This is a genomic window from Geodermatophilus sp. SYSU D01180 (genome assembly GCF_054050415.1).
The window spans coordinates 37,722-57,616 of record NZ_JBJGZH010000022.1; the positions used below are offsets into that span (position 1 = coordinate 37,722).

General features: G+C 77.4%; 18 protein-coding genes. 12 read left to right on the forward strand and 6 right to left on the reverse strand.

Annotated features, from left to right (window positions below; translation table 11 throughout):
- The first annotated feature begins 12 nt into the window (after positions 1 to 12).
- A complete protein-coding gene (locus ACI8AA_RS18220) occupies positions 13 to 879 on the forward strand; it encodes a RecB family exonuclease (protein ID WP_457045801.1) in 867 nt (288 codons plus the stop codon).
- Here ACI8AA_RS18220 and ACI8AA_RS18225 read toward each other — a convergent pair.
- Genes ACI8AA_RS18225 through ACI8AA_RS18240 form a run of 4 tightly spaced genes read right to left on the reverse strand, consistent with a single transcriptional unit; the run spans position 876 to position 5,847 of the window.
- Entirely contained in the window at positions 876 to 1,745 is an 870-nt protein-coding gene (locus ACI8AA_RS18225) for an oxygenase MpaB family protein (protein ID WP_457045802.1), read from the reverse strand. The two genes, ACI8AA_RS18220 and ACI8AA_RS18225, sit on opposite strands and share 4 nt — an antisense overlap.
- Positions 1,742 to 2,656 (reverse strand): alpha/beta fold hydrolase, encoded by a 915-nt coding sequence (locus ACI8AA_RS18230; protein ID WP_457045803.1) that lies wholly within the window; start codon positions 2,654 to 2,656, stop codon positions 1,742 to 1,744. The genes ACI8AA_RS18225 and ACI8AA_RS18230 overlap by 4 nt, the downstream gene beginning before the upstream one ends.
- Before the next feature lie 48 nt (positions 2,657 to 2,704).
- The gene (locus ACI8AA_RS18235; RefSeq protein WP_457045804.1) at positions 2,705 to 3,874 is read right to left on the reverse strand and encodes an outer membrane protein assembly factor BamB family protein; all 1,170 of its coding nucleotides are present in this window, start codon (positions 3,872 to 3,874) and stop codon (positions 2,705 to 2,707) included.
- 8 nt (positions 3,875 to 3,882) lie between these two features.
- Positions 3,883 to 5,847, reverse strand: coding sequence for a DEAD/DEAH box helicase (locus ACI8AA_RS18240; protein WP_457045805.1), 1,965 nt, complete (start codon positions 5,845 to 5,847; stop codon positions 3,883 to 3,885).
- A gap of 72 nt (positions 5,848 to 5,919) precedes the next feature.
- On the opposite strand from ACI8AA_RS18240, the gene ACI8AA_RS18245 reads away from it, so the two are divergent.
- Positions 5,920 to 6,570, forward strand: a complete 651-nt coding sequence (locus ACI8AA_RS18245; RefSeq protein ID WP_387991597.1) for a ferritin-like fold-containing protein — start codon at positions 5,920 to 5,922, stop codon at positions 6,568 to 6,570.
- Positions 6,571 to 6,758: 188 nt separating this feature from the next.
- Here the strand turns inward: ACI8AA_RS18245 and ACI8AA_RS18250 are convergent, their stop codons facing one another.
- Positions 6,759 to 6,995, reverse strand: a complete 237-nt coding sequence (locus ACI8AA_RS18250; protein ID WP_387991600.1) for a DUF3107 domain-containing protein — start codon at positions 6,993 to 6,995, stop codon at positions 6,759 to 6,761.
- A 111-nt stretch (positions 6,996 to 7,106) separates the two neighbouring features.
- Positions 7,107 to 7,748: a TetR/AcrR family transcriptional regulator gene (locus ACI8AA_RS18255; RefSeq protein WP_457045806.1), complete on the reverse strand. Its 642-nt coding sequence runs from the start codon at positions 7,746 to 7,748 to the stop codon at positions 7,107 to 7,109.
- A 69-nt stretch (positions 7,749 to 7,817) separates the two neighbouring features.
- On the opposite strand from ACI8AA_RS18255, the gene ACI8AA_RS18260 reads away from it, so the two are divergent.
- From ACI8AA_RS18260 to ACI8AA_RS18305, 10 genes are all read left to right on the forward strand, one after another.
- Positions 7,818 to 8,936: an alpha/beta fold hydrolase gene (locus tag ACI8AA_RS18260; protein ID WP_457045807.1), complete on the forward strand. Its 1,119-nt coding sequence runs from the start codon at positions 7,818 to 7,820 to the stop codon at positions 8,934 to 8,936.
- 341 nt (positions 8,937 to 9,277) lie between these two features.
- The gene (locus ACI8AA_RS18265; protein WP_457045808.1) at positions 9,278 to 10,144 is read left to right on the forward strand and encodes a DUF3152 domain-containing protein; all 867 of its coding nucleotides are present in this window, start codon (positions 9,278 to 9,280) and stop codon (positions 10,142 to 10,144) included.
- A 110-nt stretch (positions 10,145 to 10,254) separates the two neighbouring features.
- Positions 10,255 to 11,160, forward strand: coding sequence for an ATP-binding cassette domain-containing protein (locus tag ACI8AA_RS18270; protein ID WP_457045809.1), 906 nt, complete (start codon positions 10,255 to 10,257; stop codon positions 11,158 to 11,160).
- Positions 11,157 to 12,800 (forward strand): hypothetical protein, encoded by a 1,644-nt coding sequence (locus ACI8AA_RS18275; RefSeq protein WP_457045810.1) that lies wholly within the window; start codon positions 11,157 to 11,159, stop codon positions 12,798 to 12,800. Before ACI8AA_RS18270 ends, ACI8AA_RS18275 begins: the two co-directional genes overlap by 4 nt.
- Positions 12,801 to 12,912: 112 nt before the next feature.
- A complete protein-coding gene (moeZ, locus tag ACI8AA_RS18280) occupies positions 12,913 to 14,073 on the forward strand; it encodes an adenylyltransferase/sulfurtransferase MoeZ (RefSeq protein WP_457045811.1) in 1,161 nt (386 codons plus the stop codon).
- A gap of 130 nt (positions 14,074 to 14,203) precedes the next feature.
- On the forward strand, positions 14,204 to 14,794 hold the full coding sequence (locus tag ACI8AA_RS18285; protein WP_457045812.1) for a TIGR03086 family metal-binding protein: 591 nt from the start codon (positions 14,204 to 14,206) through the stop codon (positions 14,792 to 14,794).
- Positions 14,795 to 14,870: 76 nt separating this feature from the next.
- Positions 14,871 to 15,764 (forward strand): hypothetical protein, encoded by an 894-nt coding sequence (locus tag ACI8AA_RS18290; protein WP_457045813.1) that lies wholly within the window; start codon positions 14,871 to 14,873, stop codon positions 15,762 to 15,764.
- Positions 15,761 to 16,093 carry an MGMT family protein gene (locus tag ACI8AA_RS18295; protein WP_457045814.1) on the forward strand — a complete coding sequence of 111 codons (333 nt, stop codon included), beginning with the start codon at positions 15,761 to 15,763 and terminating at the stop codon, positions 16,091 to 16,093. Before ACI8AA_RS18290 ends, ACI8AA_RS18295 begins: the two co-directional genes overlap by 4 nt.
- A 26-nt stretch (positions 16,094 to 16,119) precedes the next feature.
- Entirely contained in the window at positions 16,120 to 16,656 is a 537-nt protein-coding gene (locus ACI8AA_RS18300) for a dihydrofolate reductase family protein (protein ID WP_457045815.1), read from the forward strand.
- Between the two features lie 46 nt (positions 16,657 to 16,702).
- The gene (locus ACI8AA_RS18305; RefSeq protein WP_457045816.1) at positions 16,703 to 19,891 is read left to right on the forward strand and encodes an ATP-dependent helicase; all 3,189 of its coding nucleotides are present in this window, start codon (positions 16,703 to 16,705) and stop codon (positions 19,889 to 19,891) included.
- Positions 19,892 to 19,895 lie beyond the last annotated feature (4 nt).

Below are 19,895 nucleotides of genomic sequence, written 5' to 3' on the forward strand. Positions count from 1 at the left end.
TAGCGTGGCGGGGTGAGGCAGTCCGACGGCGCGCAGCTCGAGATGCCCGGCATGCCGCGCCGGCTGTTCCCCGCGACGCCGAGCAAGCTGGCCACCTTCGCCGACTGCCCGCGCCGCTACCGCTTCGCCTACGTCGACCGCCCGACGCCGCCCAAGGGCCCGCCGTGGGCGCACAACACGGTCGGCTCCGCCGTGCACGCCGCCCTGCGCTCGTGGTGGGACCTGCCGCGGGGCCGGCGCACCGCCGTCGCCGCCCGGCAGCTGCTCTACGGCGTCTGGTCGGCCAACGGCTTCCGCGACGACGAGCAGGCCGCCCGCTGGCGCGCCACCGCGGCCGGCTGGGTCACCGGCTACGTCGAGTCGCTGGACCCCGCCGAGGAGCCGGTCGGGCTGGAGCGGCAGGTCTCGTGCACCACCGAGCGGCTGGCACTGACCGGGCGGGTGGACCGCATCGACCAGCGCGGCGACGAGCTGGTCGTGGTCGACTACAAGACCGGCCGGGTGCCCAGCACCGACGACGAGGCGCGCGGGTCGGCGGCGCTGGCGGCCTACGTGCTGGGCGTGCGGCGCACGCTGCGCCGGCCGTGCAGCCGGGTCGAGCTGCACCACCTGCCCAGCGGCACGGTGGCCTCCTTCGAGCACACCGAGCGGTCGCTGGCCAACCACGTGCGCCGGGCCGAGGACGTCGCGGAGGACATCGCCGTCGCCACCCGGCGGATGGAGGACGGTGTGCCGCCGGACGAGGCGTTCCCCGCCGCCCCCGGCCGGCAGTGCGGCTGGTGCGACTTCCGGCCCAGCTGCCCGGTGGGGCAGGCGGCGACGCCGCCGCGGGAGACGTGGAGCTTCCTGCCCGCCGACGACGCCCCAGCCGAGATCTAGGCGCCGACCTCGACCGCGCCCGCCGTCCGCTCGAAGGCGGCGCGCCGGATCGGGGAGTGCCGGGCGCGGTCGGGCAGCGCGAGCATCCCGGTGCGGAACGCCCGCAGCGCCGCCGTCGCCGCGGTGTCGGTCAGCGTCAGCCCGGGCAGCGAGGCCATCCGGCGCGCCCACGGCGGCAGGGTGGCCACCGCCAGCGACGCCAGCGACCCCCAGGCCGGCCGGGCCGGGGTCAGGAACTGCACCCAGCGCGGCATCGGCGGGACGACGAGGAAGCGCCACGCCTCCCGCCCGGCCGCCGTGAGGGTGAGCTCGGGCCGGAGCCGCTCGAAGTAGCCGGCGAGCGCGGCCACCGAGTCGGGGGCGTCGGCGCGGTCGATCCCGATGAGCTCGGCGGCGGTGACCTGCTCGGCCACGTAGCGGTCGGCCTCCGCGGGGGTGACCACGCCCGTGCGGCGCGCCACGTCGAGCAGCGAGTCGACCTCGCAGTTGTGCACCCACAGCAGCAGGTCGGCGTCGTCGACGCGGTAGGTGCGGCCGGTGGTCTCCTCCGTGCCGCCCAGGCGCCGGTGCATGCCGCGGACCCGCCGCACGGCGCGCACCGCCTCGCGGCGGGTGCCGAAGGTCAGCGTGTCGACGTACTCGGCGGTGCGCACCAGCCGCTGCCACGGCGACGCGCGGAACACCGAGTTGCGGGCCACGCCGTCCATCGCGACCGGGTGCAGCGCCTGCAGCAGCAGCGCGCGCAGCCCGCCGACGCTGTAGACCGGGTCGGCGTGCACCCGCCAGGTGACGCTGTCGGGCCCGAAGAACCCGAGCAGGTCCTCCTCGGCGGTCCAGTCCCGCGCCGAGGGCCGGGCGCCGCTCACCGGGTCCCCTCCGGCACCGAGGACCAGAACGCCTCGAGCACCTCGAGCGTGCGGCGCGGGTTCTCGACGGCGGGGGAGTGGATCGCGCCCGCGATGACCTCGTGCCGGGCGCCGAGCCGCCGGGCCATGTCCGCCTGCACGTCCGTCGGCCAGGCGTCGTCGGCCACGCCGTAGGCCACCAGCACCGGCACGCCGGTGGCGGCCAGCTCGGCCACGCGGTCGGGCTCGGTGGTCATCGCGTCGGCCATGCCGCGCAGCCCCGCCGCGGTGTTGGCGAGGAACCGGCGGGCGTAGAACGCGCGGGTAGGGGCGGGCACCGCCTGGGCGCGCTCGTCGGTCATGGCCAGCTGCTCGAGCGTGGCGTACACGGCCGGGACGCCGCCGGAGTCCAGCAGCGGGCCGAGGTGCTCGAGCAACTCGGCGCGCAGGCCGCCCAGCCGGGAGGGGCCCGACCCGAGCAGGGTCAGCGACCGGAAGGCGCCGGGGTCGGCGAGGACGGCGCCGCGGCCGACCAGCCCGCCGAAGCTGTGCCCGAGCAGGTGCGGGGTGCCGGTCTCCTCGCGCAGCAGGGCGGCCACGGCGACGACGTCGGCGGCGAGCTCGGCGACCGAGTAGGCGGCCGGGTCGTCGGGGCCGGGGGACTCGTACTGCCCGCGCTGGTCGATCGCCACCACCCGGTAGCCGTCGGCGGCCAGCGGCGCGAGCAGCGGGGCGAAGTCCTCCTTGCTGCCGGTGTAGCCGGCGACCAGCAGCACGGTGCCGCTGCGCCCGTCGCCGCCGGTGTCCAGCGCGGCCAGCGGCCCGGCCCGCCCGGGGAGGGTGCGCGGCGTCGCGTCGTGGTCGGCGAGCTGGCGCAGGTCGTCGGCGGCGATGGCGAGGTCGGGGCTGTGCGAGGTGCCGGGCAGGACCATGGTCCCCAGTGAACCTCGCCCGCGGCGGCCGCGCCGCCGTGCGGGGGACTAGGCGTACCCGAGCACCCGGCCGGGGAGGGCGTAGACGAGCACCGGCCCGGCGACGGTGGCCCGCCCGCCCGGCGCCGGCGGGTCCTGCAGGGCCACCCGGGCGACCTCCGCGCCGGTGGCCGGGTCGCGCAGCACGAGCCCGTCGGGCTCGGGCACCCAGACGCCGGCCTGCCCGACCTCGCCCTTGCCGGCGGCGGACGCGGTGGGCAGGCCGAGGGCGGGCAGCGACCACAGCGTCGCGCCGCTCGTCCGGTCCAGCGCCCAGACGGTGCCGCGCGCCCACACCAGCGCGACGTCGCCGATCCCGGACTGCAGCACCGGATCGCCCTCCGCGCCGCCGTCGGTCGCGGCCGGGAGCGCGAGCTCCTGCAGCTGCGTGCCGTCGTCGGGGCGGTGGACCAGCAGGGCGTCGCCGGCGACCACGTCGACCAGCCGGTCCACGCCGGCCAGCCGCACCTCGGCGCCGTCCGCGACGGCCAGGTCGCGGGTCCAGCGGGCCTCGCCGGAGAAGGAGTCGAACAGCCGCAGCTGGACGGCGGCCGAGCCGGTGCAGCGCTGCAGCACCGCGACGCCGGCGCTGCCCGCGGCGGTGTCGAGCAGCGTGCAGCCGGACTCCGCCCCCGCCCGCCAGCGGACGTTGTCCCCGACCGGGTCGAGCACGACGACGCCGGTGTCGCTGCTGGCGAGGACCACCTGCTCGGCGCCGGTGACCGTGGCGTCGCCGCGCAGGCTCAGGTTGCGGGTCCAGGCGCGCACGCCGGTGGCCGCGGTGAGCGCCAGCGCCTCGTCGCAGCGGTCCGCGGTGCGGAAGACGGCGACGACGAGCCCGTCACTGGCGGAGAGCCCGCACAGCGCGGCGTCGGTGCGCCGGTAGTGCCAGGCCTCCTCGCCGGTGGCCGGGTCCAGCGCCGTGACACCGTCGGCGACGGGCACGACCACCCGGCCGCCCTCCACGACGGCGTCCGGCAGCGGGACGTCGACGTCGACCGACCAGGCGGGCGCGAGCTCACCGGCCGGCGCGGCGGTGGGGGCCGGCGGCTCCGCGGCGGTGGTGCTGTCGGTCGCGGCGACGCTCGACCCCCGCCACAGGAGGGTGGCGACGACGGCCAGCGCGAGGGTGGCCGCCGTCCAGACCCACACCCGCAGCGGCGGGGGACGCAGCGCCATGCAGCGTCTTACGCGGCGGACTCGGAGTCGCCGCCGTCGCCGTCCTGACCCTCGGCCCCGGAGGCGGCGGAGGCGGAGCGACCCCGGCCGCCGCGGCGGCGACGGCGCCGGCGCGGCGTGGCCGCACCCTCGCCGGACCCGTCGGTCGCGTCCCCGGCCGGGGCCGCGGGGGCCTCGCCGGACTCCGCCTCACCCGACGCGGTGTCGGCGGGCGCGGCGGCGACGGCCGTGTCGTCGGCGGAGGCCGCGGCACCGCCGCCGCGGGTGCGGCGGCGCGAGCGGGACCGGGCCGGGCGCTCGCCCTCGGTGCGGGACTCGTCCCGCGCGGGACCGCGGCCGGCGCCCTTCGTCTTCCTGCCGGTCTCGCCGAGGTCCTCGAGCACCTCGGCGTCGAGGCCCTCGCGGGTCCGCTGCGCGCGCGGCAGCCGGCCCCGGGCGCCCTCGGGGACGTCGAGGTCGGTGTAGACCCACGGCGAGGTCGAGTAGGTCTCCGGCGGGTCCACGAACGGCAGGTCCAGCGCCTTGTTGATCAGCTGCCAACGCGGGATGTCGTCCCAGTCGACCAGCGTGACGGCGACGCCCTCGCGCCCGGCGCGGCCGGTGCGGCCGATCCGGTGCACGTAGGTCTTCTCGTCCTCGGGGCACTGGTAGTTGACGACGTGGCTGACGCCGGTGACGTCGATGCCGCGGGCGGCGACGTCGGTGGCGACCAGGACGTCGACCTTGCCGCTGCGGAAGGCGCGCAGCGCCTGCTCGCGGGCGCCCTGGCCGAGGTCGCCGTGGACGGCGGCGGCCGCGAACCCGCGGTCGACCAGCTCGTCGGCGACCTTCTGCGCGGTGCGCTTGGTGCGGCAGAAGACCATCGCCAGGCCGCGGCCGCGGGCCTGCAGCACGCGGGCGAGCAGCTCGGGCTTGTCGAGGTTGTGCGCCCGGTACACGAACTGCGTCGTCTGCGGGACGGTCGAGCCCTCGTCGTTGCCGTGCGCCCGGATGTGCGTCGGCTGGGTCATGAACGACCGCGACAGGGTGACGATGGGGCCGGGCATGGTGGCCGAGAACAGCATCGTCTGCCGCTGGGTCGGGACCATGCCGAGGATCCGCTCGATGTCGGGCAGGAAGCCCAGGTCGAGCATCTCGTCGGCCTCGTCGAGGACCAGGACGCGGACCTTGCCGAGAACGAGGTGGCCCTGCTCGGCCAGGTCCAGCAGCCGGCCGGGGGTGCCGACGACGACCTCGACGCCGGCCTGCAGCGCGGACACCTGCGGCTCGAACGCGCGGCCGCCGTAGATGGCCTGCACGCGGATGCCGCGCTTGGCGCCGGCGGTGCCGAGGTCGCGGGCGACCTGGACGCACAGCTCGCGGGTGGGGACGACGACCAGCGCCTGCGGGACGCCGTCGCCGCCCTCCGCGGCGGGGACGACGCGCTGCAGCAGCGGGACGCCGAAGCCGAGGGTCTTGCCGGTGCCCGTGCGGGCCTGCCCGATGAGGTCGTTGCCGGCCAGCGCCAGCGGGAGGGTGAGCTCCTGGATCGCGAAGGTCCGGGTGATGCCGGCCTCGGCCAGCGCCGCGACGACGTCGGGGTGGACGTCGAAGTCGCTGAACAGCGGCGCGGTCTCCTCGACGGGGGCGCCGCCGAGCGCCTCGACGGTCTGCTCGACCTGCTCGGGGGCCGGCGCGCCGGTCTCGGCGTGCTCGAGCTCGGTGCCCGGCGTGGGGGTGTTCTCGGTTGGGGTGTTCTCGATGGAGGTCAGTGCTCTCGCCTCTGGTCGGCTGGGGGAGCTGCCGGGGGCGACGGCGTCGTCGCCCGGGCGCTCCGCGGTCGGGTGTCGCGGGATGCGTTCCAGCGCCGACGCGGCCAGCGGACCGGGGAGGACCGGGACGCACCCGGTGCCCGGTCGGGGCTCCTCAGGGCGTCGTCCGACGTTCGTCAGCGCACAGATACCAGCGAGCCTGGCGGCCCGCCTGTTCCCCATGCTAGCGCGGACAGCGGCTAGCCTCGGTCGCCGCGCGGCCCCGTCCGCCCCGACACCACCCGGAGGTGGCACGTGACCACGGTCGACACCCGAGCCGTCGTCGACCTGCTCGGCGTGCTCGCCTACGCGGAGCTGACCGCGTTCGACCGGCTGGCCGAGGACGCGCGGATGGCGCCGACCCTGGCCGGCCGCGCCGCGCTGGCGCGCATGGCCGCCGCGGAGATGGGCCACCACGACCGGCTGGCGCAGCGGCTGACCGAGCTCGGCGCGGAGCCGACCGAGGCGATGCGCCCGTTCGTCGCCGCGCTCGACGGCTTCCACGAGGGCACCCGGCCGCGCACCTGGCTCGAGGGCCTGGTGAAGGCCTACGTCGGCGACGGCCTGGCCGCCGACTTCTACCGCGAGATCGCGGGCTCCCTGCCCGAGCCGGACCGGTCGCTGATCCTCGAGGTGCTCGCCGACACCGGCCACGCCGACTTCGCCGTCCGCGAGGTCCGGGCCGCGATCGCCGCGCAGCGGACGCTGGCCGGCCGGCTCGCGCTGTGGGGGCGCCGGCTGGTGGGGGAGGCGATCTCCCAGTCGCAGGCGGTCATCGCCGAGCGGGACGGCCTGGCCCGGCTGATCATCGGCGGCACCGGCGACCTGACCGGCGTCGTCCGGCTGGTGGACCGCATCACCGCCGCGCACACCGAGCGCATGAAGACCCTCGGCCTCAACCCGTGAGGCCGTGACAATGCGATCCTCCCGGATCGCACCGCGGCCACGTGCCCGGAAGGACCCCGCTGCCCCCCACGCCTCGCACGCTCGGCGCGGGCCCCTGCACCGGGGCCGATGTGTCGAACTCCCCGCGGTGACACGACGACGGGGCGCCCCCGCGGGATGCGGGGACGCCCCGTCGGGACGTGCGGGTCTCAGGCGCCGGCGACGAAGCCCACCCGGCGCTGGTCGGCCTGGGCGATCTCGACGTAGGCGATCCGGTCGACCGGGACGAGGACACGGCGGCCCCGCTCGTCCTCCAGGGTCAACAGCCCGTCCTTCGTGCCGCCGGACACGGCGGCGGCCACGTCGGCAGCGATCTCGTCAGGGGTCTTCGGGCTGTCGACGACCAGCTCCCGGGGGGAGTGCTGGACACCGATCTTGACTTCCACGGGGGATGCCTCCTCGGGTTGCACGGCTGCCGACCACGCTAGTCCAGCGCGGGGTCCCCGGCCCCGGCGTGCGCCTGTGCCCTCAGCGAACAGGCACGGCGCGGGACCGGATCAGCTCGCGGCCGGCTCGCCCTCGACCCGCGGGAAGCGGGAGATGCCCCGCCAGGCCAGCGCGGACATCAGCGACACCGCCTCGTCGCGGGACACCGTGCCCTTCTGCGCCAGCCACCAGCGGGCGCTGGTCTCGGCCAGGCCGGTCAGCCCCGAGGCCAGCAGGTGCGCCTGCTCCGGGGAGCTGCCGGTGTCGCCGGCGATGACCTCGGCGATCGCCTCGACGCACGCCCGGTTGCCGCGGTCGACCAGGGCGCGCACGTCGTCGTCGTTGCGCAGGTCGGACTCGAAGACCAGCCGGAACGCGCCGCCCTCGGCGTCGATGAAGTCGAAGTAGGCGCCGACGGCGCCGTGCACGCGCTGCCGGTTGTCCTCGGTGCCGGCCATCGCCTCGCGCACCCGGTCGGTGAGCTCGGTGACCTGCTGCTCGAGCAGCGCCAGGTAGAGCTCCCGCTTGCCCGGGAAGTGCTGGTAGAGGACGGGCTTGCTGACGCCGGCGCGGTCGGCGATGTCGTCCATCGCGGCGGCGTGGAAGCCGTGCGCGACGAAGACCTCCTGGGCGGCCTGCAGCAGTTGCAGCCGGCGGGCGCCGCGGGGCAGCCGCGACGTGCGGCGGACGGGGGCCGGTCGGGAGGACTGCATGGTCCCGGGGATGTTACCGGCGGGTCACCGGCTCCACGCGACACCTCCGGCTGGCATACCGTTCGCCGCGTGCCCGAGGTCCGTCGTGTGCGCCGCCGCCCGCCGGCGCCCCCGTCGATCGCCCCGTCGTCCACCGCCCGGCTCTCGACGGCGCCCTTGCCCGTCCCGGACGCGCCGCCGGACGCCTGGCCCGGCGAGGAGCTGCCGGTCAGCGGTGGCAGCGTGTACGTCCGCACCACCCCGTGGGCCGGGGTGCCAGGGGCGCCACGGGAGCGCGCGCTGTACGTCCACGGCCTGGGGGGCGCGTCCACCAACTGGACCGACCTCGCGGCGCTGCTCGCCGTCCGCTGCGCGGGGTGGGCGGTGGACCTGCCGGGGTTCGGCCGCTCGCAGCCGCCGACCGGCGGGTCGTACTCCATCCGCGGGCACGTGCGCGCGGTGGTCGAGGTCCTCGAGCACGTCCGGGACCAGCCCGGCGACGGGCAGGGCGGGCCGGTACACCTGCTCGGCAACAGCCTCGGCGGCCTGGTCAGCCTGCTGGTGGCCGCCCGCCGGCCGGACCTCGTCGCGTCACTGACGCTGGTCTCCCCGGCGATGCCGGTCTACCGCGTGCCGCAGGCGTTCAGCCGCGCGCTGCTGCTGCTCCTGCTGCCGGGCGTGCCGGGCGTCGCCGAGCGACGGCTGGCGGGCGTGACGCCGGAGCAGTCGGTGCGCGGCATGCTGCAGATGTGCTTCGGCGAGCCCGCGCGGGTACCGCCGGAGCGGATCGACGCCGCCGTCGAGGAGACCCGCGAGCGGGCGCGGCAGGAGTGGGCCAACCGGGCGCTGACCCGCAGCATGCGCGGCCTGATCACCTCCTACCTGCGGGTGGGCCGGGCCAACGCCTGGCGGCTGGCCCGCGCGCTGCGGATGCCGACGCTGGTGGTGTGGGGCGACCGCGACCGGCTGGTCGACCCGCGGCTGGCCCCGCGGGTGGCGGCGGCCGTCCCCGACGCCCGGCTGCTGGTCCTGGAGACCGTCGGCCACGTGGCGATGCTCGAGGCGCCGGAGGAGACCGCCCGGGCGGTACTCGGCCTGCTCGAGGACCTCGACGCCGGGGACCGCGCTGACGGCGACCTCGACGCCGGGGACCGTGACGGCGCCACCGGGGCCGAGGAGGACGACGAGCCGGAGGCGCGCGCGGGCTGAGCCGGGCCGCGCGACGCGCCACCAACGGGTCGCACGGGTCTCGTGTGACGCGTGAGAACCTGACCTGGACGCGCGGTGACGCCGCCCGCGACACTGCGTGACCGGAAGGACGACCGGCGGCCCCCCGGCCGCGAGGCCCGACACGGCGAGGAGGCGGCACCGTGGCAGGTCCTCCGCCCGGCCGGCCCCCCGGGGCCCGGACCGGGAGGGAACCGGCTCGCGGGCTCCCGCCGCTCCCGCCGCTGCCCTCCCGCCCGGCGTCCGCGCGCCCGCCGTCGCCCGCGGCCGACCGCCGCGACGCGCCGGCCCGGTCCCGCTCCCCGCGCCCCGCGGAGCCGGAGGTGCGTCCCGGCGCCGGCCGCCGGGACGCGCGGCCGCAGCGGCGCCGGCGCGGCCCGGTGGGCCGGTTCGTGGCCCGCTGGGGCTGGCGCGCCTACGCGATCCCGCTGCTCGTCGTGGCCACCGTGCTGACGGTGCTCGACCTGCTCGGCCCGGGCACGCCGGCGCGGGTGGGCGCGACCGCCGGCAGCACGGGGTCGGTGGCCCCGACGGCGACCTCCTCGTCGGCGGCCTCCTCGACGCCGGGCACGACCCCGACGGGCACCCCCGCGCCCACCGCGCCCGCCGAGGGCGACGCCGGCCCGACCGGCCTGCCGGCGCCGGCGGCCGGCACGTACGTGGAGCAGGGCGCGGGCACCGTGGCGCTCGTCCCCGGCAGCTCGGGGGTGTACGGCACCGGGCCGCTGCAGCGCTTCGTCGTCGAGGTGGAGGACGGCATCGGCGTCGACGGCGCGGCGTTCGCGGCCGCGGTGGAGGCCACCCTCGGCGACCCCCGATCGTGGGGGAGCGGCGGCCGGATGTCCTTCCAGCGCGTCGACACCACCGACGCCGGCGCCTACGACTTCCGGGTCAGCCTGGTCAGCCCCGGCAGCATGGAGCGCTACTGCCCGGGCGTGGGCACCGGCGGCTACACCTCCTGCCGCTACGGCGAGCGCGCGGTCATCAACCTGGCCCGCTGGGAGACCGCCGTCCCCGACTACCAGGGCGACGTCGCCACCTACCGCCAGTACGTCGTCAACCACGAGGTCGGGCACGCGCTGGGCAACGGCCACCAGGACTGCCCCGGTCCCGGCCAGGTCGCCCCCGTGATGCAGCAGCAGACCCTCGGCCTCGAGGGCTGCGTGAAGAACGCCTGGCCCTTCCCCTGACCTGGGGCGCGGAGCCCTCCCGCCGGGCGCGGGCCGGGTCTACCCTCCGGGGCCGGCGCGCCGGGGAGTCTGGTCGGCAGTGGTGATCCCGACGAGCCGATCGGATGACCATGACGACTCCGGACGTCCCCGCAGTCCTGCTGGACTCCCTCGGCAAGCGCTTCGGCGCCACCGAGGCGGTCGTCGACCTCTCCCTGACCGTCCCGCCCGGTGAGGTCTTCGGATTCCTCGGGCCCAACGGGGCCGGCAAGTCCACCACCGTCCGCATGCTGCTCGGGCTGCTGCGGCCGACGACCGGCCGCGCCGAGGTGTTCGGGCACCCGGCGGCCGACGTCGCGGAGGCACACAGGCACCTCGCGTACGTGCCGGCCGACGTCGCGCTGTGGCCGTCGCTGACCGGCCGGGAGTGCCTGGACCTGCTGGCCGGGGTGGGCCCGGGCACCGACGCCGCCTACCGCGACGAGCTCGTCGAGCGGTTCGCCCTCGACGTCGGCAAGCGGGCCCGCGCCTACTCGACGGGCAACCGGCAGAAGGTCGCCCTCGTCGCCGCGTTCGCCACCCGCGCCCCGCTCCTGGTCCTCGACGAGCCGACCAGCGGCCTGGACCCGCTCATGGAGCGGGAGTTCCGCGCCTGCATCGCCGAGGCCGCCGCCCGCGGGCAGGCGGTCTTCCTCAGCTCCCACCAGCTCGCCGAGGTCGAGGCGGTGTGCAGCCGGGTCGGGATCCTGCGGGCCGGCCGGCTGGTGGAGGTCGCAGGCCTGGCGGAGCTGCGCCGGCTGCGCCGCTCGGAGGTGACCGTGCAGCTCGCCGGCCCCGCGCCCGGCCTCGCCCGGCTCGCCGAGCTGCCCGGGGTGGCCGACGTCCGGTGGACGACGCCGCTGGAGGTCACCCTCGCGCTCACCGGCCCGCCCGGCCCGGTGCTGCGCGTCCTCGGCGACGCCGACGTCGTGCGCCTCGACGTCCGCGAGCCGTCGCTGGAGGAGATCTTCCTCGACTACTACGGGCGGGCGGCGTGACGACCCGCACCGTGCCGCGCGCGGTCCCCGGCCGGCGTCCCGCCGTCGCCCCGGCGCGGCCGGCGACGGCGGTCCGGCGGGTGGCGGTCCGCTCGGTGCTCCGGGGGACCGTGGTCGTCGCGCTGCTGTGCGGCGGGCTGACCGCGTTCGTCGCGCAGCAGTACCGCCAGACCCTCAGTGGCGCGGTCGGCCTGGACTCGCTCGCCGCGCTGGCCGACAACCCCGCGATCCGCACGCTGTTCGGGCCGCCGCTCGCCCTCGACGACGCCGGCGGCTTCACCGTCTGGCGCACCGGCACGGTCGCGCTGGTGCTGGCCGGCGTCTGGGCCGCGCTGGCCGGGACGCGGCTGACGCGCGGCGAGGAGGAGGCCGGGCGGGCCGACCTCCTGCTCGCCGGCCGGGTCCGGCTCGCCACGCTGGCCCGGACCGCGCTCGGGGTCCTGCTCGGGGCGGGTGCCGTGGTCGGCGCGGCCGTCGTCGCGGGGATGCTGCTCGCCGGGACCGCGCCGGCCGGGGCGGCGCTGTTCGGCGCCGTCGTGGGCGGCACCGCCATGGCCGGCGGCGCGCTCGGCGTGCTGGCCGGGCAGCTGCTGGCCGAGCGGCGGTCCGCCACGGGCCTCGCCGTCGCCGTCGTGCTCGCCGGCCTGCTCGCCCGGATGGCGGGCGACGGCGTGGCCGCGCTGTCCTGGCTGCAGTGGGCGAGCCCGTTCGGGCTGCTCGGCCGCGTGGCGCCCTACGCCGCCGACCGGGGGGCGCCGCTGCTCGTCCTGGCGGTCCTCGTGGCCGTGCCCGCCGTGCTGGCCGTCGCCCTGTCCGGCTCGCGCGACGTCGGCGCCGGCCGGTGGCACCGGGCCGACCGGGCGCACGCGCCGAGCCGGCTGCTGCGCTCGCTGCCCGGGCTCGCGGTGCACCGCACCCGCCGGCCGACGGCGACCTGGTCCCTCGGCGTCGCCGCCTACTTCCTGCTCATCGGCCTGCTCGCGACCGCGATGGTCGACTTCCTGCGGCAGAACCCGGTCTTCGCGGAGATGGCGGCCGCCGCCGGGTTCGACCGGCTGGCCTCGGTGCAGGGCTACGCGGCGTCGCTGTTCACCCTGCTGGCGGTGCCCGTCGGGGCGTACGCCGCCGCGCGGGTGGCGGCCGTCGCCGCCGACGAGACGTCGGGCCGGCTCACCCTGCTCTACAGCCGGCCGGTCGGGCGGGTGCGCTGGGTGGCCTGGGAGACGGGTGCGGTCGCGACCGGTGCCGTGGTCGTCGCCGCGGCCGCCGGGACGGCCACCTGGGCGGGCGCCGCCTGGGTCGGCGCCGGCCTGGGACTCGGCGAGGCGCTGGCCGGCGCCCTGTCGGTCGTCCCCGTGGCGCTGCTGTGCCTGGGCGCGGCGCTGTTCGCGCTGGGCTGGCTGCCGTCGGCCGTGCTCGCCGTCGGCGTGCTGCCCGCGGCCGGCGGCTACCTGCTGCTGGTCCTCGCCGACAGCTTCCGGTGGCCGGGGTGGGTCCGGGGGACCTCGCCGTTCGCGCACCTCGCGGCGGTGCCCGCCGAACCGTTCGACGTGGCCGGGGCGGCCGGGATGCTCGCCGTCGCGGCGGTGCTGGCGGCCGCCGGGCTGGCCCGGTACGCCCGGAGGGACCTCGAGGGCTGAGGACCCTGCGGGCTGAGGGACCTCCGGGCCGGGGGAACAAGGCGTCCTGTCACGCTGTTGTGCGCACGAAACACCGGCCAGGGCCGGAGTCCGCGACCCCTGAGGAGCAAGCGTGTCCCTGCCACCCCTGGTGGAGCCCGCCGCCGACCTGTCGATCGACGAGGTCCGCCGCTACAGCCGCCACCTGATCATCCCGGACGTCGGGATGGACGGGCAGAAGCGGCTCAAGAACGCCAAGGTGCTCGCCGTCGGCGCCGGTGGCCTGGGCTCGCCGGTGCTCATGTACCTGGCCGCCGCGGGCGTCGGCACGCTCGGCATCGTCGAGTTCGACGTCGTCGACGAGTCCAACCTGCAGCGGCAGATCATCCACGGGCAGTCCGACGTCGGCCGGTCGAAGGCCGAGAGCGCGCGCGACTCCATCAAGGAGATCAACCCGCTGATCGACGTCCGGCTGCACGAGACCCGCCTGGACAGCGACAACGTCCTCGAGATCTTCAGCCAGTACGACCTCATCGTCGACGGCACCGACAACTTCGCCACGCGCTACCTGGTCAACGACGCGTGCGTGCTGCTGGACAAGCCCTACGTGTGGGGCTCGATCTACCGCTTCGACGGGCAGGTCTCGGTCTTCTGGAACGAGCACGGGCCCAACTACCGCGACCTGTACCCGGTGCCCCCGCCGCCCGGGATGGTCCCCTCCTGCGCCGAGGGCGGCGTGCTCGGCGTGCTGTGCGCCACCATCGGCGCCATCCAGGCCACCGAGGCGGTGAAGCTCATCACCGGCATCGGCGAGACGCTGCTCGGCCGGCTCATGGTCTACGACGCCCTGGAGATGACCTTCCGCACGATCAAGGTGCGCAAGGACCCCGAGGCCGAGCCGATCACCGGGCTCATCGACTACGAGGCCTTCTGCGGCGTCGTCTCCGTCGAGGCCCAGGAGGCCGCGGCCGGCTCGACGATCACGGTCGACGAGCTCAAGGACATGATGGACGCGGGCAAGGACTTCGAGCTGATCGACGTCCGCGAGCCCAACGAGTACGAGATCGTGTCGATCCCCGGCGCGACGCTCATCCCCAAGGACGAGATCCTCTCCGGCCGCGCGCTGGCGCAGCTGCCGAACGACAAGCCGATCGTGCTGCACTGCAAGACCGGCGTCCGCTCGGCCGAGGTGCTCGCCGCGGTCAAGAACGCCGGCTTCAGGGACGCCGTGCACGTCCAGGGCGGCGTGACGGCGTGGGCCACGCGCATCGACAAGACCCTGCCGACCTACTGACGAAGGACCCCCTGCCCCCCGCCACTCGCAGGCTCGCGGCGGGACCCTGCAGGGGCCGTTCCAGCACGTCACCGAGGGCCCGGAACCCGTCACGGGTGCCGGGCCCTCGGCGTCCGTGTTGACTGGTCCGGTGCCCGACCCGACGACGTCCCCGACCGAGCTGCTGGAGCTCTTCCAGCGCGCCCAGGCCACGTTCACCGACCGCGTCGACGCGGTCGAGCCCGGACAGTGGGACCTCGAGGCGCTGCCCGGCTGGACCGTGGCCGACCTGGTCGCGCACCTGGTCGGCGAGGCGCACTGGGTGCCCGGCCTGCTGGCCGGCGAGCCCTTCGACGACGTCGCCGCGCGCGTGCCGGCCGGGACCGGGGCGCTGCTCGGCGACGACCCGCTCACCGCGTGGGAGACCGTCGCGGACGAGGCGCTGGCCGCCGTCGCCACCGCCGACCTGGACGCCTGCACCGTGCACCTGTCCCGCGGCCCGACGCCGGCGTGGGAGTACGTCGAGGAGCTCACCGCCGACCTCACCGTGCACGCGTGGGACCTCGCCCGCGTGACCGGCGGCGACGAGCACCTGGACCCGGCGCTCGTCCGCGCAGCGGAGGCGCTGGCCGGGCGGCTGCCCGCGGACGGCGTGCCCGGCCTCTTCGCGCCGGCGGTCGAGCCGCCCGACGGCGCCGGCCCACAGCAGCGCCTGCTCGCCCGCTTCGGCCGCCGGGCGTAGCCCGCCCGACGCGTCGGAGGGGACTGCCGCGGCCGACGTCTCCCTATCCTCCGGGGCACGTCAGCGGGAGGTGCCCATGAGTCAGCCGCCCTACGGTCCGCCCGGCCAGCCGGGTCCGTACGGCCAGCCGGGCCAGCCGGGTCCGTACGGCCAGCCGGGCCAGCCGGGTCCGTACGGCCAGCCGGGCCAGTACGGCCAGGGCCAGCCGCCGCAGTACGGCCCCCACGGGCAGCCGGGGCAGTACGGGCCGCCGGGCCAGTACGGGCCGCCGGGGCAGTACGGGCCGCCCGGAGGCCCGGGGCCGGGACGCAACCGGCGCGGGCTGGTCGTCGGCCTCGTGGCCGGCCTGGTCGTGCTGGTCGTCGCCGCGGTCGCCCTGTTCTTCGTCCTCCGGGACGACGACCCGGCCCCGGCGGCCGGCGCCACGACCACGTCGACCGGCTCGTCGGAGGCCGGCACGTCGTCGCGCCCGTCCTCGAGTGCGCCGTCCTCGTCGACCAGCGCGCCTCCGACGACGGGTGGGTCCGGGCCCGGCGGGGACCTGCTGGCGATCCTCCCGGCCGACTTCCCCGACTGCACGGAGGCCGCGCTCGCCGGCGACGGCGACGTCGCCCACGCGTCGTGCGGCCCGAGCACCACCCAGCCCGGTCCGCAGCAGGCCGAGTTCTTCCAGTACCCCGACAAGGCGACGATGGACTCGGTCTTCACGGACGACGCCTCGGGGCAGGGGCTGGCGCAGCTCCCCCAGGGGCAGGACTGCACCGCGACGACCGGCATCGGCACGTGGGGCGGCGGGAGCAACAGCGGCCTGGTGGCGTGCGCCATCGACACCGAGAACAACGCGGTGGTCATCACCTGGACCGACGACGCGGCGCTCGTCGAGGGCATCGTCGGGGCGCCGGGCGCCACGCAGGCCGACCTCGCCGCGCTCTACACCTGGTGGCAGGCGAACAGCGACTACCGGCTGTGAGGCCACCGGCGTCCGGGGACCCGCGCCGCCCGTCGGACGCGGACGCCGCCGACGTCGACGAGGCGGTGTACGACGCCGTCGAGTCGATCCCGCCGGGCCGGGTGAGCACCTACGGGGCGATCGGCCGGCTGGTCGGCGTCGGGCCGCGCCGGGTGGCCCGCGCGCTGTCCGCCGGGGGCGGCGGGGCGGCCGTGCCCTGGTACCGGGTGGTCCGCGCCGACGGCACGTGCGCCGAGCCCGTGCGGGTGCGCCAGCTGGAGCTGCTGGCCGGGGAGGGCGTGCCGGTGCGCGACGGCCGGGTGGACCTGGCCGCCGTCGCCTGGCCCTGACGGGGACCGCCGACCAGGGTGGGCCCGTGGCTCCGCTGCTGTACTCCGCGACCGCGTCGCTGGACGGCTTCATCGCCGGGCCGGGCGGCGACATGTCCTGGCTGACCCCGCACCTGGGCGGGCCGAACCCGACGGCGGACCGACTGGTGGCCCGCGTCGGCGCGATGGTGGTCGGCGCCCGCACATTCGGCGGCGACGACCCGAACCGGGGCATCGAGCAGGAGGGCGCCTTCGGCGGCCAGTGGTCGGGGCCGGTCGTCGTCCTCACCCACCGGCCGCCGGCCGGAGCGCCCGACGGCGTGACGTTCACCGACGACCTGCACCGCGCCGTCGACCTGGCCCGCGAGGCGGCCGGGGACGACTACGTCAACGCGCTGGGCGCCGACGTCGCGCGGCAGCTGCTCGAGGCCCGGCTGCTCGACGAGGTGCTGCTGTTCTTCGCGCCGGTCCTGCTCGGCGACGGCGTCCGGGTGTTCGAGCACCCCGGCGGGACGCAGGTGCTGCTGGACCGCCTCCCCGGGGAGACCGAGCACTGGTACCGGGTCCGGTACCCGCCCGCGTGACCAAGCGCTCTGCGGCGCTGTCGGTGAGTCGTGGTGTCATCGGAGGGTGGCACTGCGGGGGGACGAGGGTGCGCCGGTCTACCGGCTCGTGCAGCCGCACCGGGAGCCGGTGGCGCCGCCGCGGCTGGACCCCACCCAGCAGGCCGTCGTCGACCACGCCGGCGGCCCGCTGCTGGTGCTCGCCGGCCCCGGCACCGGCAAGACGACGACGATCGTCGAGGCCGTCGCCGCCCGGATCGACCGCGGCGTCGACCCCGAGCAGGTCCTGGTCCTGACCTTCAGCCGCAAGGCCGCCACCGAGCTGCGCACCCGGATCACCGCGCGGGTCGCCCGCACCATCCGCGAGCCGCTGGCCCGCACCTTCCACTCCTACGCGTACGGCGTGCTGCGCCGCGCGGCGCTGCTGCGCGGCGAGGCCCCGCCCCGGCTGCTCACCGCCGCCGAGCAGGACGCCGTCGTCGCCGAGCTGCTGCGCGGCGACCTGGCCGGGGAGGGCGCGGTGCAGTGGCCGGCGTCCCTGCTGCCGGCGCTGGCCACCGCCGGGTTCCGCGGCGAGCTGCGCGAGCTGCTGCTGCGGGCCACCGAGCGCGGCGTGGACCCCGAGCTGCTGGCCCAGTGGGCCCGGGAGACCGGCACCGACGCGTGGCTGCACGCCGCGGCGTTCCAGGAGCAGTACGAGGCGGTCACCGCCTTCTCCACGGCCGGCGGCGGCGACGCCTCCGGCTACGACCCCGCCGAGCTCGTCCGGGCTGCGATCGCCGAGCTGGAGGACGACCCCGAGCTGCTGCGCCAGGAGCGCGCGCGGGCCCGCTGGCTGTTCGTCGACGAGTACCAGGACACCGACCCCGCCCAGGTCGAGCTGCTGGAGCTGCTCGCCGGGGGCGGCGGTGACCTGGTCGTCGTGGGCGACCCCGACCAGGCGATCTACGCCTTCCGCGGCGCCGAGCCGCGCGGGATCGTCGAGTTCCCCGACCGGTTCCGCACCGTCGACGGCCGGCCCGCGCCGCGGCTGTCGCTCGGCGTCTGCCGCCGCTCGGGCCCGGCGCTGCTCGACGTCAGCCGCCGCGTCGCCGAGGCGCTGCCCGGCCCGTGGGAGCACCGCCGCCTGCAGCCGGCCGACGGCGCCGACCCGGGCAGCGCCGAGGTGCACGTGTTCGGGTCGGCCGCCGTCGAGGCCGCCCACGTCGCCGACACCCTGCGCCGCGCCCACCTCGTCGACGGCGTCCCGTGGTCGGACATGGCCGTCGTCGTCCGCACCGTGCTGGCCGTCGGCCCGCTGCGGCGCGCGCTGACCTCGGCGGGCGTGCCGGTCGAGGTGTCCACCGACGACCTGCCGCTGGCCGCGCAGCCGGCCGTCGCGCCGCTGCTGGCGGCGCTGACCGCGCTGCTGCCCCGGCCCGGGGACGAGCCCGGCGCGCTGGCCCTCGACGAGCCCGGCGCCGAGGCACTGCTCGCCTCCCCGCTCGGCGGCGCCACGGTCCTCGACCTGCGCCGGCTCCGCCGGGCGGTGCGGATCGCGCAGGCCCGGCGCGGCGTCGACGCCGACGAGCGCGGCACGCCGCTGGCCACCGCGCTGGCCGACGCGCCGCTGTTGGAGGAGCTGCCCGAGGCGGTGGCCCGCCCGGCCCTCCGGGTGGCCGGGGTGCTCGCCGCCGGCCGGGTCGCGCTCGCCCGCGACGGGTCGGCCGAGGACGTGCTGTGGGCGATGTGGCAGCGCAGCGGCCTGGCCGGCCGGTGGGCGCGGGCCAGCGCCGCCGGGGGAGCCGCGGGAGCCGCCGCCGACCGCGACCTCGACGCCGTCGTCGCGCTGTTCGACGCCGCGGCCGGGTTCGTCGACCGGCTGCCGTCGGCCACCGTCGGCGCGTTCGTCGAGCACCTGTCGGCCCAGGAGCTGCCCGGCCTCACCGGCGCCGAGCGCGACGCCGCCACCGACGCCGTCCGGCTGCTCACCGCGCACGCGTCCAAGGGCCTGGAGTGGGACGTCGTGTGCGTCGCCGGCGTGCAGGAGGGGATCTGGCCCGACCTGCGCGACCGCGGCACGCTGCTCGGCACCGAGCTGCTGGTCGAGCGGGTGGCCGGCATCGACGGCACGTCGGTGGACCGGCGCACGCAGATGCTGGCCGAGGAGCGGCGGCTGTTCTACGTCGCCGCCACCCGCGCCCGGAAGCGGCTGGTGGTCACCGCCGTCGAGGGCGCGCTGGACGGTCCCGACGCGGGCGCCACCGCCTCCCGCTTCCTCGACCTCGTCGTCGCCCCGCCCGACGACGGCCGGCCGCTCACGCCGCTGCCGCGCTCGCTCACGCTGCCCGCGCTGGTGGCCGAGCTGCGCCGGGCGGTCAGCGACTCGCAGACCGACCCGGCCCGCCGCTCGGCGGCCGCGGCGGTGCTGCGCCGGCTGGCCGCCGAGGGCGTGCCCGGCGCCGCCCCGGAGGACTGGTGGGGCCTGGCGCCGCTGTCCGACGACGCCCCGCTGGTGCCCGACGACGAGGTGGTGCGGGTGCGCCCCTCGGCGATCGAGACCTTCCAGCGCTGCCCGCTCACGTGGGTGCTCGGCGCGGTCGGCGCCGAGGCCGCCCCGGAGTCCCACCGCACGGTCGGCTCGGCGGTGCACGCGGTCGCGCAGAAGGTGGCCGAGGGGCTGCCGCCCACCGAGGCGCGGGCCGCGCTGGCCGAGGAGCTCGACGCCCTCGACCTCGGCCCCGGCTGGGCCGACCAGCGGCAGCGGGTCGCCGCCCGCGACATGCTCGAGCGCTTCCTCGGCTGGCACGCCGCCAACCGCCGCGAGCTGCTCGCCGCCGAGGCCGACTTCGACGTCACCGTCGGCCGGGCGCGCATCCGCGGCCAGGTGGACCGGCTGGAGCGCGACGCGGCGGGCCGGCTGGTCGTCGTCGACCTCAAGACCGGCCGCACGCACGCCAAGGAGGTCGACACCCACGGGCAGCTGGCCGCCTACCAGGTGGCGGTGGCCGCCGGCGCGTTCGGCGACCACGGCAGCGCCCCCGGCGGGGCGTCGCTGCTGCAGGTGGGTACCGGGACGAGGGCCAAGGAGCAGGCGCAGGACGCGCTGCCGCCGGACGTGCCGCTGGGGGAGACGTGGGCGGGGCAGCTGGTCGCCGAGGTCGGCGAGGGCATGGGCGCGGCCACCTTCGAGGTGCGCACCGGCAGCCACTGCGGGCGCTGCCCGGCGCGGCGCAGCTGCCCGCTGCACGAGCGCGGCCGGCAGGTCACCGCGTGACCCG

Coding starts and splice junctions, on each gene's coding strand:
- ACI8AA_RS18230 (WP_457045803.1), bottom strand. CDS start 2,656: ATGGTCCTGCCCGGCACCTCGCACAGCCCCGACCTCGCCATCGCCGCC.
- ACI8AA_RS18235 (WP_457045804.1), bottom strand. CDS start 3,874: ATGGCGCTGCGTCCCCCGCCGCTGCGGGTGTGGGTCTGGACGGCGGCC.
- ACI8AA_RS18240 (WP_457045805.1), bottom strand. CDS start 5,847: ATGGGGAACAGGCGGGCCGCCAGGCTCGCTGGTATCTGTGCGCTGACG.
- ACI8AA_RS18255 (WP_457045806.1), bottom strand. CDS start 7,748: ATGCAGTCCTCCCGACCGGCCCCCGTCCGCCGCACGTCGCGGCTGCCC.
- ACI8AA_RS18270 (WP_457045809.1), top strand. CDS start 10,255: ATGACGACTCCGGACGTCCCCGCAGTCCTGCTGGACTCCCTCGGCAAG.
- ACI8AA_RS18290 (WP_457045813.1), top strand. CDS start 14,871: ATGAGTCAGCCGCCCTACGGTCCGCCCGGCCAGCCGGGTCCGTACGGC.